Origin of the sequence: Streptomyces sp. SN-593 (assembly GCF_016756395.1) — a bacterium.
Taxonomy (GTDB): domain Bacteria; phylum Actinomycetota; class Actinomycetes; order Streptomycetales; family Streptomycetaceae; genus Actinacidiphila; species Actinacidiphila reveromycinica.
Genome location: NZ_AP018365.1, coordinates 790,004 through 805,360, shown reverse-complemented (window position 1 = coordinate 805,360; position 15,357 = coordinate 790,004). Strand labels below are relative to the sequence as shown.

Genomic DNA, 15,357 nt, shown 5'->3' with positions numbered 1-15,357 from the left:
AGCGCCAGGGCCGAGCCCCCGGGCCCGAGCACCGGTGCCTGGCAGGGCCCGCCGCAGGGGCCCCTCACCGGGGGCGCCCTGCACCCGGTGTCAGTCCCGGTCCGTCAGCGTGCGCACCGCCGCCGCGGTCAGCGTGGAGGCGGTGCGCACGGCGCTGGCGACGGCCTCCTCGGGGGCGAGCCCGCACAGGTCGGTCAGGCAGAAGAGCGCCTCCGCGCTGACGGCCACCGCGAGGTCGCGCTCCAGTTGGGCCAGCCGCTCGGGGTCGGCCGCCAGGAACGCCGCGCGGACGGGCGCGAGCGCGTGGTCGATCAGCCCGAAACGGATGCCCGGCCGGGCGGCCGCCGTCTCGGGCCGGATGACGGTGGCCGCGATCATCGCGCGGACGGCACCCTGCCGGGCCAGGGTGCCGCGCAGCAGGAACTCGCAGGCGAACGCGACGCGCTCGACCGGGTCGTCGGACCCGGCGACCGGCCGGAGCGCGTCCGCGGGTTCGGGCCACGCGCCGGCCAGCGCCTCGCCGATCAGCGACGGGAGGTCGGGGAAGTAGCGGTAGGCGGTGGCCTCGGAGACCAGCGCGGCGCGCGCGATCTCCGGCATCGTCACCTCGCGGCCGGAACCGACCAGGTCGCGCGCGGCCACGAGGATCGCCGCGCGTGTGCGCTTCTTCTGGTTGCTGCGCCCGGTGCCGGCCTGTGCGGTCATCGTCCCTGCCTCCTGTCGGTCCGCCCCCATCCTAGCATTGAACTCTCTTCATGAGAGTGGACTTGCACAATGAATGGGAGCGGCCTACCTTCGTGAGAGTCAACTCGCACGAAGGTCCCGTGACCCCGCACGAAAGGAGCTGAGGGGCATGACCGAGGTCTCCGTGACCGGCCCGGACGGCGGCGAAGTGATCGAGCTGGGCGCGACCACGATGCGCATCCTGGAGGACGGCAGCACCACCGGGCACCGGCTCGGCATCGGCGAGATCACCATCGCCCCGCACACCGACGGCCCGCCGCAGCACCGCCACGCCGAGCACGACGAGGGCTTCTACGTCGTCTCCGGCACCGTGCACTTCACCGTCGGGGAGGCGGTCCACGTGGCGCCCGCCGGGACGCTCGCGATGATCCCGCCCGGCGCGCCGCACACCTTCGCCAACCACGGCGACGAACCCGCCGTCATCCTCAACACCTTCACGCCCGACCTGTACGTGCGCTACTTCCGCGACCTGCGCGACATGATCGCCGGCGGCGGGGAGCTGACCGCGCGGGCGACGATCGACGTGATGAGCCGCTACGCCACCGAGCCGGCCGACGACTTCGCGTGAGCGCCGCGCCGCAGCCCGCTCCCGCCGCCCACTCCGCCGCCCGCCGTGCCTCCCGTACGCCCCGGCCCGCACCCCGCACCCGCGCGGGGCGCGCCCGCCGGACCGCCGCCCCCTGAACGACCCGAGGAGCACCACCGATGACCAGCACCGCACACACCCTCACCCTCACCGTGGGCGGGGGCGACCTCGACGTCGCCGTCACCGTCGAGGAGCACGACGCCCGGGACGGCGGCGGCGAGCCGCAGGGCCCCGTCCGCACCTTCCTGCTGCTGCACGGCGGGGGCGGCCCGCAGACCGTCGCGCCGTTCGCCCGCCTGCTCGCCGAGCGGCGACCGGCCCGCGTGATCACCCCCGTCCACCCGGGTTTCGGCGGCACCGACCGCCCGGCGTGGCTGACCGCCCCGGCCGGCGTCGCCGAGGTCCACGCGGCCCTGCTCGACGCGCTCGACGCCCGCGACGTCGTGGTCGTCGGCAACTCCATCGGCGGCTGGATCGCCGCCGAACTCGCCCTGCTCGGCAGCGAGCGGATCGCCAAGGTGCTGATCGTCAACGGCGTCGGCATCGACCTGCCCGGCCACCCCGTCGCCGACACCTTCCCGCTGACGCCGGCCGAACTCGCCCGGCTCTCCTTCCACGACCCCTCGAAGTTCCGCTTCGACCCCTCCGCGCTGACCGACGGGCAGCGCGCGGTCGCGGCCGCCAACCGCGCGGCGCTGGAGGTGTACGCGGGCAGGGAGATGCGCGACCCGACGCTGCGCGAGCGGCTGGGGAAGGTGGCGCACCCGACCCTGGTGGCGTGGGGCGAAAGCGACCGCGTGGTGGACGCCGACTACGGGCGCGCGTTCGCGCGGGCCGTCCCGGGCGGGCGGTTCCGGCTGCTGCCCGGCACCGGCCACATGCCGCAGGTCGAGACACCCGAGGAGTTCCTGCCGGTGGTCTGGGAGTTCGCCACGTCGCAGGGCTGAGCGCACGGCCCGGAACGCGCGCGGGCGGGGCCCTGGCGGCGGCCCCGGCGGGGCGCGGAGGGCATCCTAGAACAGCTCCCCGCACGTACCAGTGGAAATTGCCAGAACTCCCCGGACCGGATGGCACGGTGCGTAACCTGCTCGTCACCGCCTCGCCGGCGGTGGCCCAACCGGCCCTGCACCGAGGGGAGTCGTGTGTCCGGGATCGACGAGTGCCTGCTCGAGGCGATGACGCTGCCAGGCGCCAGGGGCGCCGCGCTGGTGGAGTGGATCAGCGGGCTCGCGCTCGGCAAGGTCGGTGAGGCGCCGGACGGCGACCACGAGGCGATGGCCGCGCACCTGGCCGACTTCGCCCGGGCGGCCGCCGAGCACGCGGTGTTCGCCGGCCCGCAGGCGGCAGCCGAGGCCGGGGCGGCGGGGGAGAAGGGCCCGCTCGTCGAGGACGTCGTCGTGGCCACCCGCACCGCCTACCACCTGGTGCGCTTCGTCGAAGCGCCGTACGAGGGCGGGGTGTTCCTGCACCTGTGGCTGGACCGGTCGCACGCCAACCTCGCCCTCGCGCTGATGCGGCTGCGCGACCTCGCCCAGCGGCTGGTCCTCGCATGACGGGCGCCCCGGGCGCGGACCGCCCCGCGCCCGGCAAGCCCGCGACGCCGCCGCCCCCGCCCGCCGCGCCGCCGCCCCCGCCCGCCGCACCGCCGTCCCCGCCCGCCGGCGGCGGTCCCATCGACGCCGCGCCGCTCTCCCCGATGCTGGTCCGCCTCGCGCGGGAGCGCGCGACCGGCGCCCTGCTGCGCGACAGCGGCACCCTCTACCTCCTCGACGGCGCGGTCGTGCACGCCGAGAGCCCGGCCGCGCCCGGGATCGAGGTGCTGCTGACGGTCGGCGGCCGGCTGTCCCCCGAGGCGTGGCAGGACGCGGTGCGCCACGGCGGCGCCGAGAGCCGTACCGCCCGCTGGCTGCTGGACCACCGCCGGCTGTCCGCGGGGGAGTTGGAGATCAGCGAACTCGGCACGCTCTTCGACGCCGCCTTCTTCGTGCTGGCGCCGGCCGGCGGCCCGACCCGCTTCCGGCACGGCGCCGCGCACTGGTTCGGGCCGGTGCGCCCGGTGCCGCTGGACGAGGTGGAGCGGGAGTCCCGCCGGCGGCGTCGCTTCCTGGAGGCACTGTGGCCCTGCCCCCGACTGGACACCGCGCCCGTACGCCCCCGCCACGACCCGCGGCTGCCGCCGGCCACCCGGCACGAGCAGGCGGTCCTCGACCTGGCGGACGGGGTGCGCACCCCGTCCGCGATCGCCGCCCTGCTCGGCCGCCCCGCCTTCCACGCCCTGGTCCACGTACGGCGGCTCGCCGCGGCCGGCCGGGTCGCGGTCCCGCCGCCGGCGGCCGCCGGCGGCCCCGCCCCGGCCCCCGCCTGGTTCAGGGACATCGCCCACGACGCGGACGCCGCGCTGCTGCGCCGGCTCCGCGACGCACTGGAGCACCTGTGAGGCGCGCCCTGCGGCAGCGGGCCGAGCGGGCCGGACGAAGGAGACTCATGGCGCACGAAGCCGAAGTACGCGACGAGCTGGGCCGGTTGCTGGCCCGGCTGCCCGAGGCGACCGGCGTGCTCGCGGCCACCGTGGACGGGCTGGTGATCGCCCACGAGGCGTCCGACGTGCACGCCGAGACGCTCGCCGCGCTCAGCTCCGCCGGACTCGGCATCGGGCTGCGCCTGTCGGACGCGGCCGGCGACCGCTCCTTCCGCGAACTGCTGGTCCGCGGCGAGCAGGGATACGTCGCGCTGTACGCCGCGGGCCCCGCCTGCGTGCTGACCGTCCTGGCCGGGCCGCGCGTGAACGTGGGCCGGCTGCACATGGAGGCCCGCCGGTCCGGCGCGTACGTCGCGCACCTGCTCGCCGGCGGAGCCGACGACAGGGAGGACGCCTGACCCCATGACCGAACGTCCGCCGCGGGCGCGCAGCGCCCACGCCAGATCCCCCCGCCCCACCACCCGACCGCCGGACCCGCCGGCACCCGTGAAAGGAAGCACCGATCCCATGGCCAACACCGAAAGCGCCCTGAAGGACGCGATGACCTCGATCGAGGGCGTCATCGGCGTCGCACTCGTCGACTACACCAGCGGCATGGCCCTGGGCATGCTCGGGGGCGGGAAGGACCTCGACCTGACCGTGGCCGCGGCCGGCAACACCGACGTGGTCCGTGCCAAGGCCCGGACCATGGAACTGCTCGGGCTGAAGGACGAGATCGAGGACATCCTGATCACCCTGGGCACGCAGTACCACCTGATCCGGCTGCTCAGCGGCCGCGGACAGGGCGGGCTGTTCCTCTACCTCGCCCTGGACAAGCAGCGTGCGAACCTGGCGATGGCCCGCCACCAGCTCAAGCGGATCGAGAACGAGCTGGAGGTCTGACCCCCGCCCGGCCCCACGCGGCGCCCCGGCCTCCCGCTCCGCCCGTCCTCCCGGCTCCGCCCGTCCCACCGGGGCAGTGACGTTTCGGCGGCCCGACCGTACAGTGTTCGCACGCTGAGCGGGGGAGACCGCATGATCACCGAACCTGAGGCGTCATGGGAGGCCGGCGGCGACGGCTGGGGCGCGGGAGACGGCCGGGGCGACGGCGGCGCGGCCGACGAGGGACCCCGGGGCGCTGCGCTGCCCGGCCCGCGGACCGGCGGGGCCGAGGTGCTGGCCGGCCTGCCGCCGCGCCCGAGCCGGCTCAGGTCCCTGCCGGGGTGGGTGTGGGGCGTGCTCGCCGGCGCGCTCGCGGTCGCCCTGACGGGCGCGGGCCTCGCCTGGGCCGGGGACCTGCCGCAGCGTCACCGGGGACCCGACCTGCACGGCTACCGGATCGGCCAGAGCCCCTGCACGGACCACGTCTTCGACGCGTTCAGCGCCGCGGTCGACCCGGTCAGCAGCGGGGTCTGGCCGGCGGTCTTCGAGCACACCCCGCCGCTGGACCGCGCCCAGTGCGGCTTCGTCGCCCAGGGAGCCCGCGGCCAGGGCGCGAGGACGTCCTACGACGTGCAGGTGGACGTCGCCCTGCACCGCCGCACCGACCCCGCCCCGGAGTTCGACGCCCAGCGGTCGGTGGACCCCTCCAGCCTGCGGGTCGCTGAGCGCACCCGGCCCCTGCCCGGACTCGGCGACGAGGCGTACCTGCTGACGTTCGACGACCTCACCCGGATCGTCAAGGTGCGCAGCGGCGGCGCGGTGCTCGCCATCCGGCTCCAGACGACCACCACCGCGTACGGGACCGGGCCCGACACCGAGGAGCCCGACCTGCCCGACCTCGACCGCCTCACCCCCTCGCTCGTCGCCGCGGCCCGCGCGATCCTCGCCGGCCTGGCGTCCTAAGGGCTGTCCGGCGGACCTCGCCGTTCCCGTCCTGCGCCGCCGCCCGTCACCAGGCGGTCCGCCGAGCGGCGACCCGCGCGGCGACCCCGACCGCCGCGCCGGCGCTGGTGCCGCCGTCGGTGTCGGCGGCCGCGGACGACGGGCCGTCGTCCTGCGGCGGGGGCGCGTCCAGCCGGGCCCAGATGCACTTCCCGCTCTCGGTGTAGCGGGTGCCCCACTGGCCGGCCATCATCGCCACGAGTTGCAGCCCGCGGCCGAACTCGTCGTCCAGCAGCGGGTGCCGGACCCGCGGGGTGGCCTGCGAGCCGTCGTACACCTCGCAGATCAGCGCCTGCTCGATGCGCAGCAGCCGCAGTCGTACGACGCCGCCGCCCGCGTCGGCCGCGTGCCGGTCGGGGCCCTCGTCCAGGCCCAGCCCGATCCGCAGGCTCAGGCCGCCGTCGAGGCCGAGGTCGCCGAAGTCGCCCAGGTCGGGTTCGCCGCCCGGCGCCCCCTCCCCGCCCTCCCCGCCCTCCGCGGGGCCCGGCACCATCCCGATGGCGTGCCGCACCGTGTTGCCGATCAGCTCGCTGACGATGAGGGTGGCCGCGTCGGTCAGGTCGTCCAGGTGCCAGGCGGCCAGCTCCGCGGCCGTCAGGTCCCGGGCCCGGCCCGCCGACTCCGGCGCCCAGGGCAGGTCCCAGGCCGACATGCGGTCCTCGGGCACCCGCTCGGTGCTCAGCGCCAGCAGCACCGCGTCGTCCTGCCGGCACGGGTCCGGCGGGAGCTGCGCCACCACCGCGTCGCACATCGCGGCCAGCCAGCGTTCGGCCCGCTCGCCGCCGACCGGCACCGGCGCCCCGCCGGCGTGGCGGGCGACGGCCTCGGTGAGCCGCTCCGCGTCCGGAGCCTGCGAGCCGAGCAGCCCGTCGGTGTAGAGCACCAGCACGGTGCCCTCGGCGAGGACCGTCTCGGTGACCTGCGCCGGCACCTGGGCCATGCCCAGCGGCGGCCCGCTGGGAATGGTGAGCCGTCGCGCGGTGCCGCCCGGCTCCAGGGCGATCGGCGGGGCGTGGCCGGCGCTGGCGATGCTGCACGAGCCGGAGGTGGGGTCGTAGAGGGCGAGCAGGCAGGTGGCGCACACCACCGGGTCGTCGACGCGCGGGGCGAGCCGGACCACCACGTCGTTGAGGTGCGCCATGATCTCGTCCACCGGCATGTCCAGGGCCGCGACGGTCAGCGCCGCGTGCCGGATGATGCCCATCGCGATCGCCTGCTCCAGGCCGTGCCCCAGCACGTCGCCGATCACCGCCAGCGTCCGGCCGCCCGGCAGCGCGATCGTGTCGTACCAGTCGCCGCCCAGCTCCTGGCCGTCGGCCGTGCGGTAGCGGGCGACGGCGTGCAGGCCGACGGTGTCGGGGAGGCGGCCGGGCAGCAGCTCCTGCTGGAGGCGCTCGGCGCGGTGCCGCGCGCTCTCGTACAACCGGGCGTTGCCGAGCGCCTGGGCGATGATGACGCCGACGGTGCCGAGCAGGGTCTTGTCGTCCTCGGTGAAGCGGCGCGGCGCGCTCCAGCCGATGACGCACGATCCGACCCGGCGGTCGCCGACCGCCAGCGGCAGCACCGCCCACGCGCCGACGCCGTCCAGCTCCGCCAGCTCGCCGAGCAGCCACGGCGGCGGGGCGGGACGCCCGTCGCGGCCCGCGGCGGGCCCGGCGGCGCGGTCGGCGCGGTCGGTGCGGTCGGCCCGGGAGATGAAGCGCGGCTGGTCCGCGACGCCGGCCGTACCCGCCGCGCCGCCGGGGCCCAGGTCCGCGGTGCCGCGGTCGCCGTCCGCGGGCGCGTGCCGTGCGGCCCGGTCCGCCGCCTCCGCGCCGCCCCACCCGCCGGCCCCCGGGGCCGTGCCCTGGGGCGGCCCGAGGTCCGGCGAACGGCCCGGGCCCGGCCCGGTGCCCGGCTCGGCGTCCGGGCGCGGGGCCGCGTGCACGTCGGGGGCCGCGGACGGGCCGCCGCCCGGCCGCGCCCCCGTGCTCCCGGCCCCTTCCCCGCTCCCTTCCCCGCTCGCGGCCGCCGCGCCCTCCCCGCCGCCGGCCCGCGCCGCCCGCCGCAGTTGCAGGGCGTGCAGCTCCTCGACCAGCGCGGGGGAGAAGCCGGTGTCGCCGATCAGCCGGGGCGTGGGGCCGGTCAGGTCGTGGACGACCAGGCCGTCGGCGTGCACCAGCGGCAGGACGTGCTGCACCACCGCCGCGACCACGTCCTGGGTGTTGAGCGCGCGGACCAGCGCGGCGTTGAGGTCCGCGACCTGGCGGCCTCGCTCCGCCGCCGCGTGCTCCGCCCGGCGCCGTTCGGTGGTGTCGGACATCTGGATCGACATGAACCCCCCGATCTCCACCGCCCTGACCACGTAGGAGGCCGAGCCGCGCGGGGACGGGCGGTCGACGTCGATCTCCAGGGTGTTCGCGGAGCCGGGCGCCGCGCGGGCCCGGTCCAGGAGTTCGGGCAGGCCGCGGTCGCGCAGCAGCGGCTCGGCGTCCCACGGGGTGCGGCCGGTGGGCTCCCGGGTGCCGTCGCCGCCGAGTTCGCGGGCGGCCAGGTTGGCCCACTGGACCCGGTTGTCCGCGGCGATCACGTAGATCGGGTCGGGATTCAGCTCCAGCAGGCCGGCGAGCCATTCGAGCTGGCTGCGGCGGGCCGTGACGTTCCAGACGGTGCCGACCATCCGCGTCGGCCGGCCGCTCTCGTCGCGCTCGCAGGCGGCCCGCAGCTCCAGCCAGTTGACCCGGCCGGAGTCGTCCAGGACGCGGTGCTCGACGGCGTAGGGGCGGCCGTCGGCCAGGGACTCCTCGATCGCCTCCTGCACGGCGGGCCGGTCGTCGGGGTGGATGCGCTCCATCCACGACTCGATCCGGTGGTCCCAGGTGTCCATGTCCAGGCCGGCCAGCTCCACCAGGCCCTCGGAGACCTCGTCGACGTCGACCAGCCCGGTGTCCAGGTCCCAGCTCCAGGTGCCGACGCTGATCTCCCGCCGCACCTGCCCGGCCGGTCCCTGCGGCTCCTGCCACCACGGAGCGGTGCCGCTGCGCCAGCGGCGGGCCACCGGCAGCCGCACGCCCACCAGCGCCGCCACGTCCGCCAGGAAGCGCTTCCGGTCCCGCCCCGGCTCCCGCTCCAGCAGCACCGACAGCACGCCCACCGCCGCGCCGTCCACCAGGATCGGCGCCGCCAGCACGCCGCACGCCCGCAGCCCGGCCGGCACGCCGCCCGCCCCGGACGGGAGTCCCGCGGGCCCGGCCGGCGCGGTGCCGGGATGGCCCGGTGCGGGACCCTCCGGGGCGTCGGGCCAGCGCGGAGACCACTGCACCTGCCGGCGGTCCATCGCGCGTACGGGCGCCAGGCGGGGGTCGTCGGGCTGCTCCCAGGCGCGGGCCACGGGGTCCGGCACGCCACCCGCCGCGGCCAGCCGCAGGGTGCCGTGGGCCGGCCCGGCCAGGTGCGCCAGCCCGCCGAGGCCGCCCAGCGCCGCGACGCACTGCTGCACCGCCAGCCGCAGGACGTCCGCCTCGCCCAGGCCCTCGGCGGCGTCCAGGACCGCCAGCCGCAGCGCGTCGGTGGCACCGGCCGGCGCGGCGTCGCCGCCGTGTCCGGGACCGCTCATCGCCACACCTGCCTCAGCTCCCTCAGGACCGCCGTGCCCGCTGTCCGGCGCGCGACCTTTTCGCCCTGAAGGTCACGTTACGTGGCGACCGCCCGGTTCTCACCCCGCGCACGAGGGGCTCGGCGCCCGGAGCGCAAGACGAGCACCCGTATACGGTCCGGACGCCGCCGCCCCGGCGCCGTCCGGCGCGCTCACGGGCGGCCCCGGTCGGCGTCCCCCGGAGACCGGACGCGCCACCCCGGGGCGTCGCCCGCCACCTGGGCCATCAGGCTGAACCCCGGCCCGTAGGCCGATCCGGACCTGCTCGGACCCCGGCGCGTACGCTGCCCTGACCCTTGCTCGGACCCGGCGTGTACGCCGCCCCGGGCCCTGCCCGGGTCTCACACTGGACCCCGCCCGGGCTCGGCCCGGACCTCGCCCGGGTCCCCCGGGGACGGCCCGCCCGGCGCGACCGGCCGATGGATCGGCCTCGGGCGGCCCCGGAACGACCACTGGAACCCAAGCCCTGGGCACGCCGTGCGGGGCCGCGCGGGCCTGCGCGGTGGAAGGGGCCGGGCGGGTCCCCGGCGGGGGCGAGCCCCGCTCGGCGCCCCGGGACAGGGCACCGCCCCCACGCGTCAGGGCCCCGACCGCGGAGCGGGGCCCTGACGGGCGATCGAGGCCAGGTCGGCGGGTCTTGCCGCGCTCGCGGCGCCCGGCGCCGCGCCTCCGCGGGGTCGAACCGTCCACGGACGACCCGGTACGGAGACGGCTCACCGCCGTGCGACGCACGGCGGTGAGCCGCCGCGAGCCCGACCGACGAGATCCGCCGGGGCGGACTCTAGGAGCCCGCGTTCCCCAGGGTCAGGCTCCACGACGTGGGCGCCGCGTCCTGGAGGTGGCCGTCGACCGGCGCCGCGCCCGTGGGGCCGACGTCGTCGTAGGGGAAGGCGTAGCCGATCGAGGCGTACTGGTGGACCAGCCGCGCGTAGTGGTTCGTCACCGGGTCCTGGTAGTAGCCGGACGGCGTCACGCCGTCGGGCTGGTTGTCACCGCCGGACACCAGCAGGGAGCTGCGGTTGAGGGCGGCGGCCAGCCGCGCGGCGACGGCGCCGCGCGCGTCCGACCCGGAGTTGTACAGCGGCCCGCTCGCGCAGCCGAAGATGTCCACGGCACTGGGCCGGGTGAACGCCACGCCGTCGTCGTCGAGTCCCTCGAAGACGAACGCGTCGCCGGAGACGGTGCCGGTGTACGTGCCGGAGCTGCCCTGGGCGTTGATCGTCAGCGGGGTGGAGGCGTAGTGGCTCCAGACCGAGTCCAGGTAGGAGTCCCAGTAGCCGCCGAAGTCGGTCGGCGCGTGGGACGGCGCGAGCACCCGCAGCGGGGCGCCGCCGGAGCCGGTGGCCACCAGTTGGTCCCAGGGGGCGCCGTCGGCGGCGTGCTGGTCCTGGAGCCCGGACGCGATCGAGGCGAGCGCCCCGTCCGGCAGCGGGCTCACCGACTGGTCGCCGCTCGCGCCGCTGCTCGCCATCGCGATCGGCAGCGCCACCATGTCCACGTAGCTGATGTTGGCGTAGAGGTTGGCGCTGTTGAAGGTGAACTCGGCGAACGTCCACTGGGTCTGCCAGTTGGGGTCGGAGCTGGTGAACCCCGGCTGGACCAGGCCGGGGACGCCGCCGTCGGCGCCCGGCGGGTTGACGAAGAACTGGATGCGGTCGTCGATCGAGAACCAGACCCGGCCGCCGATCACGTAGTCCTGGAGCGTGACGGTGGTCGCCGCCGAGCCCGAACCGCCCAGCGGGATCGCGTAGTCGGGTGTGGGGGTGAGCACCGACGACGGGCTGGGCAGGCGGTTGAAGGCGCCGTCGGCGCCGACGAATCCGGGCCAGCCGGAGTCGTCGGCGCCGCTGATGTACGCGTAGACGGTGTCGCTGCCGGACCTGTTCGCGAGCGAGACCGGCAGCGAGACGCCGGCGGCGGACGCCCGGGGCGCGAGAACGGCGAAGCCCGCCGCCGAACCGGCCGCCGCGACCAGGCCGGTGGTGCCGATCCCTTTGACGAATGAACGCCGAGAGAGCACGTACTCCTCCTGCGGGATGGGGGGCGCGGGTGATGCGACCGCACCACCCGCGAACCCGTCGGTAGGAATGTGGGCCTCCACTATTGGCCTGGACCAAAGCCAGAAACAAGGGGGTCAGGCGATCATGTTCGGCGGGAAACGGGGAAGGAGAGACGGCCGTCGCCGGAGCGCCGAACGGCCGTCCCTCCCACCGCCGGGCGGCCGTTACTGCGCCACACGCACGTAGTCGACCAGCATCTTCTGCGGGAAGACGGAGGTGGCGTCGGGGGCGCCGGGCCAGTCACCGCCCACCGCGTTGTTGAGGATGATGTAGAACGGGTGGTCGTAGATCCACGGCCCCCTGGTCTGCTCCAGGTTGGCCTTGTCCACGGTGAAGAAGGCGTTGCCGTCCACCGAGAACGTCATGTGGCCGGAGTCCCAGTCCAGCGCGTAGGTGTGGAAGGCCGAGGAGAAGTCGCTGCCGGCGACGGTGTACGGCGAACCGTCGCCGTTGCCGCCGTTGTAGGCGGGCGCGTGCAGCGTGGAGTAGACCGCGTCCGGCACCTTGCCGACGTGCTCCATGATGTCGATCTCGCCGCACTGCGGCCACGGCGTGCCGGTGGTGAAGTTCGAGCCCAGCAGCCAGAAGGCCGGCCACAGGCCCTGCGTGCCGCTGACCTTGATCCGGGCCTCGACGTGCCCGTAGGTGAAGTCGAAGTGCCCGGCGGTGTTGATCCGGCCCGAGGTGTAGCCGGTGGACGTCTTGTCGGCCTCGATCACCAGGTCGCCGTTGCCGTCCATCTTCGTGTTGCCGCCGTCGGTGTACGTCTCCAGCTCGCCGTTCTGCCCGTTGCCGGGGTCCTGGCTCCACTTCGAGGAGTCCGGCTCGCTGCCCGCCGGACCGTTGAACTCGTCGTCGAAGACGGTCTTCTCGGGGTTGCCCGGGTTCGGCGGCGCGGCCGGAGGGGCCGTCGGGGCGCCGCCCGTGCCGTACACGTCGAAGTCGTAGAGCGAGTAGCCGTAGCCGTTGCTGCGCGCGGTGCCGTACATCCGCACGTAGCGCCCGGTGCCGTCGACGGAGAGGGTCTCCTTGAAGCCCTTGCCGGAGGTGGTCGAGTAGACGCTCGTCCAGGTCGTGCCGTTCGCCGAGGTCTGGATCTGGTACGAGGTCGCGTAGGCCGGGTCCCACTGGAGGACCACCTGCGTGATGTGCGCGGTCGCGCCCAGGTCCACCTGGATCCAGCCGGGATCGACCCAGCCGGTCACGTCGCTGGTCGCCCACCGGGTGGCCGGGTCGTGGTCGAACGCCTTCGCCGGGGTGCACCCCCCGCAGTTCGCGTCGTCCTGGTACGACGAGGCGGTGGCGGGCTTGCCGTACGACAGCAGCGTGGAGTCACCGGGCGGGGGCGTGGTGCCCCCGTCGCCGCCCGTGCCGCCGCCGTTCCCGCTGCCGCCGGTGAAGACCTGGAACTCCCAGAGCGAGTAGCCGTACTGGGTGGCGCGCGTGGTGCCGTACATCCGCACGTAGCGGCCGGTGCCGGACAGCGTGACCAGCTCGGTGGCGCCCGCGCCGGTGGTGGTCGCGTAGGCGCTGGTCCAGGTGGTGCCGTCGGTCGAGACCTGGATCTGGTACGCCTTCGCGTAGGCGGTCTCCCAGGTCAACTGGACGCCGCAGATCGGCTGGGAGGACCCGAGGTCGACCTGGAGCCACTGCGGGTCGGCGGCCGCGCTGGACCAGCGGGTGCCGTTGTCGCCGTCCACCGCGGCGGAGGCGGGGGTGCCGGCGTTCTCCGTGGAGGAGGCGGTGGCGGTCTTGTGGAGCGCCGCGTTCGTGGTGGAGCAGGCGCCGTTCGGGGAGCCGGCGGTGCCGTACACCTGGAACTCCCACAGGGACACGCCGTACTGGGTGGCGCGCCGGGTGGTGGAGAGCCGGACATAGCGCCCGGAACCGTTTACGGCGACCGTCTCGGTGCCGCCCTTGCCGGTGGTGGTCGCGTAGGCGCTGGTCCAGGTGGTGCCGTCCGCGGAGGTCTGGATCTGGTACGCCGTCGCGTACGCGGTCTCCCACCGGAGGGTGACCGAGTCGAGGGTCGCGGTGGCGCCGAGGTCGACCTGGAGCCACTGCGGGTCGGCGGCGGCGCTTGACCAGCGGGTGCCGTTGTCGCCGTCCACCGCGGCGGAGGCGGGGGTGCCGGCGTTCTCGGTGGACGAGGCGCTGGCCGGCTTGCCCTGCGACAGCAGGGTGCCCGCCGCGCGTGCCGGGGTCTGGTTGATCACCAGGGCGAACGCGGCGACGAGCGCCGCGACGCAGGCGAGGACGAGGGAGCGGGAGAAGCGTCTGCTCAGGGGGGTGGTGCGTGCGTGCAGAGGTGGGGGGTTGCCGGTCACGACCGTCTCCTGGAGATGGATGGGCGCGGGTGGAGGGCGCGTCGGAGAGCGCTCTCTGATGCCAGTGATGATTACGGCGTGGTTGACGGCCCGTCAAGGAGGTGCACGGGATCCGGGGAAGCGGCCGCCGCCGCGTCCGCGGACGACCCGGTACGAGGACGACGCTCCGCCCCGCGATCCACCGCATCTGACACCGCACGCTGATCCGCCGGGGATGACGGGACAGCCCTTAGGCTGGCGCGGCAGGTAGCAAGATCGCCGAAAGCGGGAAGGTGCACGGGATGCCCGAGGTACCCGAACCGATGGTCAAGCTGGTCCGCTGGACCGCGGAGCCGGTGGCGGCGCAGATCGGCCGCTCCACGGCCGCGGCGGTCATCTCCTACGTCGTGGCGGTGTGGCTGCTGCCGCAGCCGGTCCCGCTGACCGCGCCGCTCACCGCGCTGCTGGTGGTGCAGGTCACCCTCTACTCCACCTTCATGACCGGCATCAGACGGGTGAACGCGGTCGTGGTGGGCGTGGTCATCGCGATCGGCTTCAGCTCGCTGGTCGGGCTGAGCTGGTGGAGCCTCGGCCTGATCATCCTCACCGCGCTGCTGGTCGGCCGGGTGGTCCGGGTCGGCGAGTTCGAGGCGGAGGTGGCGATCTCCGCGATGCTGGTGCTCGGCGTCACCAAGGTCGCCACCACCGCCTGGGACCGGATCTACGAGACGTTGATCGGCGCCGCCGTCGGCCTGCTGTTCAACCTGCTGTTCGCGCCGCCGGTGTGGGTGCAGTCCGCGGGCGGTTCGATCGAGGCGATGGCCCGCCGGATGGGGCGGCTCTTCCGCGACATCGGCGGCCAGGTCGCCGGGCACCTGCCGGTCGAACGCGCGGCCGCCCGGCTGCATGAGGCGCGCCGGGTCGACCACGACATCAGCGAGGTGGACGCGTCGCTGCGGCAGGCCGAGGACAGTCTGCGCTTCAACCCCCGGGTGCGCGAGGGCCTGCTGTCCCGGGTGGTGCTGCGCACCGGCCTGGACACCCTGGAGATCTGCGCGGTGGTGCTGCGGGTGCTCTCGCGCACGCTCACCGACCTGGCGAAGGCGCGTACCGACGAGCGGCTGTTCACCGAGGAGATCGGCCGGCAGCTGGAGGAGCTCTTCGACCACGTGGCCGGTGCGATCGAGAGCTTCGCGGTCCTGATCACCACCCAGGTCACGGAGAGCGCGCAGACCGCGGAGGACCGGCTCGCGCAGGCGCTCACCGACGCCGCGCGGGTCCGCGACACCGTGGCGGACCTGCTGCTGTCCGGTGTCCAGTCGCATCCGCGCCAGTGGCAGCTTCACGGCGCGCTGCTCGCGGAGGTGGACCGCATCCTGGACGAGCTCGCCGTGGAGAAGCGGTCCGAGCGGCTGGTGGAGGAACTGGACCGGCAGTCCACCGAGATGAGCGAGCGGCATCCGCGGCTCGCGATGCTCCGACGCAGGCTCATCGGCAAGGACGCGGTGATGCGTGCTTCGGCTCCGGTCCGCGCCGCCTTCCGCCGGCAGTTCAGCTCGGACGACTGAGCCGGGGGAGGCGCCGCGGGCCCGCCCCGCCTGCGCGCGCCCGCTCCGCTCCGCGCCCGCTCCCGTCTTCCACGCCCGGCCCCTGCCGCCGCCCCGCGGGCGCGCGGCGGCGGCCCG

The 15,357-nt window shown here is 75.5% G+C and carries 12 protein-coding genes; 8 read left to right on the top strand and 4 right to left on the bottom strand.

The genetic code is table 11. The features are described 5' to 3' along the window. Positions 1–90: 90 nt before the first annotated feature. The gene (locus tag RVR_RS03370; RefSeq protein ID WP_202232414.1) at positions 91–705 is read right to left on the bottom strand and encodes a TetR/AcrR family transcriptional regulator; all 615 of its coding nucleotides are present in this window, start codon (positions 703–705) and stop codon (positions 91–93) included. Between the two features lie 148 nt (positions 706–853). Here RVR_RS03370 and RVR_RS03365 point away from each other — a divergent pair, with 148 nt between their 5' ends. From RVR_RS03365 to RVR_RS03335, 7 genes are all read left to right on the top strand, one after another. Beyond that, positions 854–1,312, top strand: coding sequence for a cupin domain-containing protein (locus RVR_RS03365; RefSeq protein WP_202232413.1), 459 nt, complete (start codon positions 854–856; stop codon positions 1,310–1,312). Between the two features lie 137 nt (positions 1,313–1,449). Then, positions 1,450–2,277 carry an alpha/beta fold hydrolase gene (locus RVR_RS03360; RefSeq protein ID WP_202232412.1) on the top strand — a complete coding sequence of 276 codons (828 nt, stop codon included), beginning with the start codon at positions 1,450–1,452 and terminating at the stop codon, positions 2,275–2,277. 228 nt (positions 2,278–2,505) lie between these two features. Continuing rightward, the gene (locus RVR_RS03355) at positions 2,506–2,883 is read left to right on the top strand and encodes a hypothetical protein (RefSeq protein WP_430393212.1); all 378 of its coding nucleotides are present in this window, start codon (positions 2,506–2,508) and stop codon (positions 2,881–2,883) included. Between the two features lie 143 nt (positions 2,884–3,026). Beyond that, complete coding sequence (locus RVR_RS03350) at positions 3,027–3,767, top strand: transcriptional regulator (protein ID WP_202238353.1); 741 nt, start codon at positions 3,027–3,029, stop codon at positions 3,765–3,767. A 47-nt stretch (positions 3,768–3,814) separates the two neighbouring features. Further along, positions 3,815–4,207, top strand: coding sequence for a roadblock/LC7 domain-containing protein (locus RVR_RS03345; RefSeq protein WP_202232410.1), 393 nt, complete (start codon positions 3,815–3,817; stop codon positions 4,205–4,207). A gap of 109 nt (positions 4,208–4,316) precedes the next feature. Beyond that, positions 4,317–4,691, top strand: a complete 375-nt coding sequence (locus tag RVR_RS03340) for a hypothetical protein (protein ID WP_202232409.1) — start codon at positions 4,317–4,319, stop codon at positions 4,689–4,691. 132 nt (positions 4,692–4,823) lie between these two features. After that, the gene (locus RVR_RS03335; protein WP_202232408.1) at positions 4,824–5,633 is read left to right on the top strand and encodes a hypothetical protein; all 810 of its coding nucleotides are present in this window, start codon (positions 4,824–4,826) and stop codon (positions 5,631–5,633) included. A 46-nt stretch (positions 5,634–5,679) separates the two neighbouring features. Here RVR_RS03335 and RVR_RS38525 read toward each other — a convergent pair whose 3' ends face one another. The 3 genes from RVR_RS38525 to RVR_RS03320 all read right to left on the bottom strand — a co-directional run bounded on the left by RVR_RS38525 (position 5,680) and on the right by RVR_RS03320 (position 13,651). After that, a complete protein-coding gene (locus RVR_RS38525) occupies positions 5,680–9,267 on the bottom strand; it encodes a SpoIIE family protein phosphatase (protein ID WP_202232407.1) in 3,588 nt (1,195 codons plus the stop codon). An 820-nt stretch (positions 9,268–10,087) separates the two neighbouring features. Beyond that, the gene (locus RVR_RS03325; RefSeq protein WP_202232406.1) at positions 10,088–11,326 is read right to left on the bottom strand and encodes a beta-1,3-glucanase family protein; all 1,239 of its coding nucleotides are present in this window, start codon (positions 11,324–11,326) and stop codon (positions 10,088–10,090) included. A 204-nt stretch (positions 11,327–11,530) separates the two neighbouring features. After that, positions 11,531–13,651: a discoidin domain-containing protein gene (locus RVR_RS03320; protein ID WP_202238352.1), complete on the bottom strand. Its 2,121-nt coding sequence runs from the start codon at positions 13,649–13,651 to the stop codon at positions 11,531–11,533. 323 nt (positions 13,652–13,974) lie between these two features. Between RVR_RS03320 and RVR_RS03315 the strand changes: the two genes are divergently transcribed. Further along, complete coding sequence (locus RVR_RS03315; RefSeq protein ID WP_202232405.1) at positions 13,975–15,240, top strand: aromatic acid exporter family protein; 1,266 nt, start codon at positions 13,975–13,977, stop codon at positions 15,238–15,240. Positions 15,241–15,357 lie beyond the last annotated feature (117 nt).

Excerpts from the sequence above, each read along its gene's own strand:
- RVR_RS03370 (WP_202232414.1), bottom strand. The coding sequence starts at position 705 with ATGACCGCACAGGCCGGCACCGGGCGCAGCAACCAGAAGAAGCGCACA.
- RVR_RS03365 (WP_202232413.1), top strand. The coding sequence starts at position 854 with ATGACCGAGGTCTCCGTGACCGGCCCGGACGGCGGCGAAGTGATCGAG.
- RVR_RS03360 (WP_202232412.1), top strand. The coding sequence starts at position 1,450 with ATGACCAGCACCGCACACACCCTCACCCTCACCGTGGGCGGGGGCGAC.
- RVR_RS03355 (WP_430393212.1), top strand. The coding sequence starts at position 2,506 with ATGACGCTGCCAGGCGCCAGGGGCGCCGCGCTGGTGGAGTGGATCAGC.
- RVR_RS03350 (WP_202238353.1), top strand. The coding sequence starts at position 3,027 with ATGCTGGTCCGCCTCGCGCGGGAGCGCGCGACCGGCGCCCTGCTGCGC.
- RVR_RS03345 (WP_202232410.1), top strand. The coding sequence starts at position 3,815 with ATGGCGCACGAAGCCGAAGTACGCGACGAGCTGGGCCGGTTGCTGGCC.
- RVR_RS03340 (WP_202232409.1), top strand. The coding sequence starts at position 4,317 with ATGGCCAACACCGAAAGCGCCCTGAAGGACGCGATGACCTCGATCGAG.
- RVR_RS03335 (WP_202232408.1), top strand. The coding sequence starts at position 4,824 with ATGATCACCGAACCTGAGGCGTCATGGGAGGCCGGCGGCGACGGCTGG.
- RVR_RS38525 (WP_202232407.1), bottom strand. The coding sequence starts at position 9,267 with ATGAGCGGTCCCGGACACGGCGGCGACGCCGCGCCGGCCGGTGCCACC.
- RVR_RS03315 (WP_202232405.1), top strand. The coding sequence starts at position 13,975 with ATGCCCGAGGTACCCGAACCGATGGTCAAGCTGGTCCGCTGGACCGCG.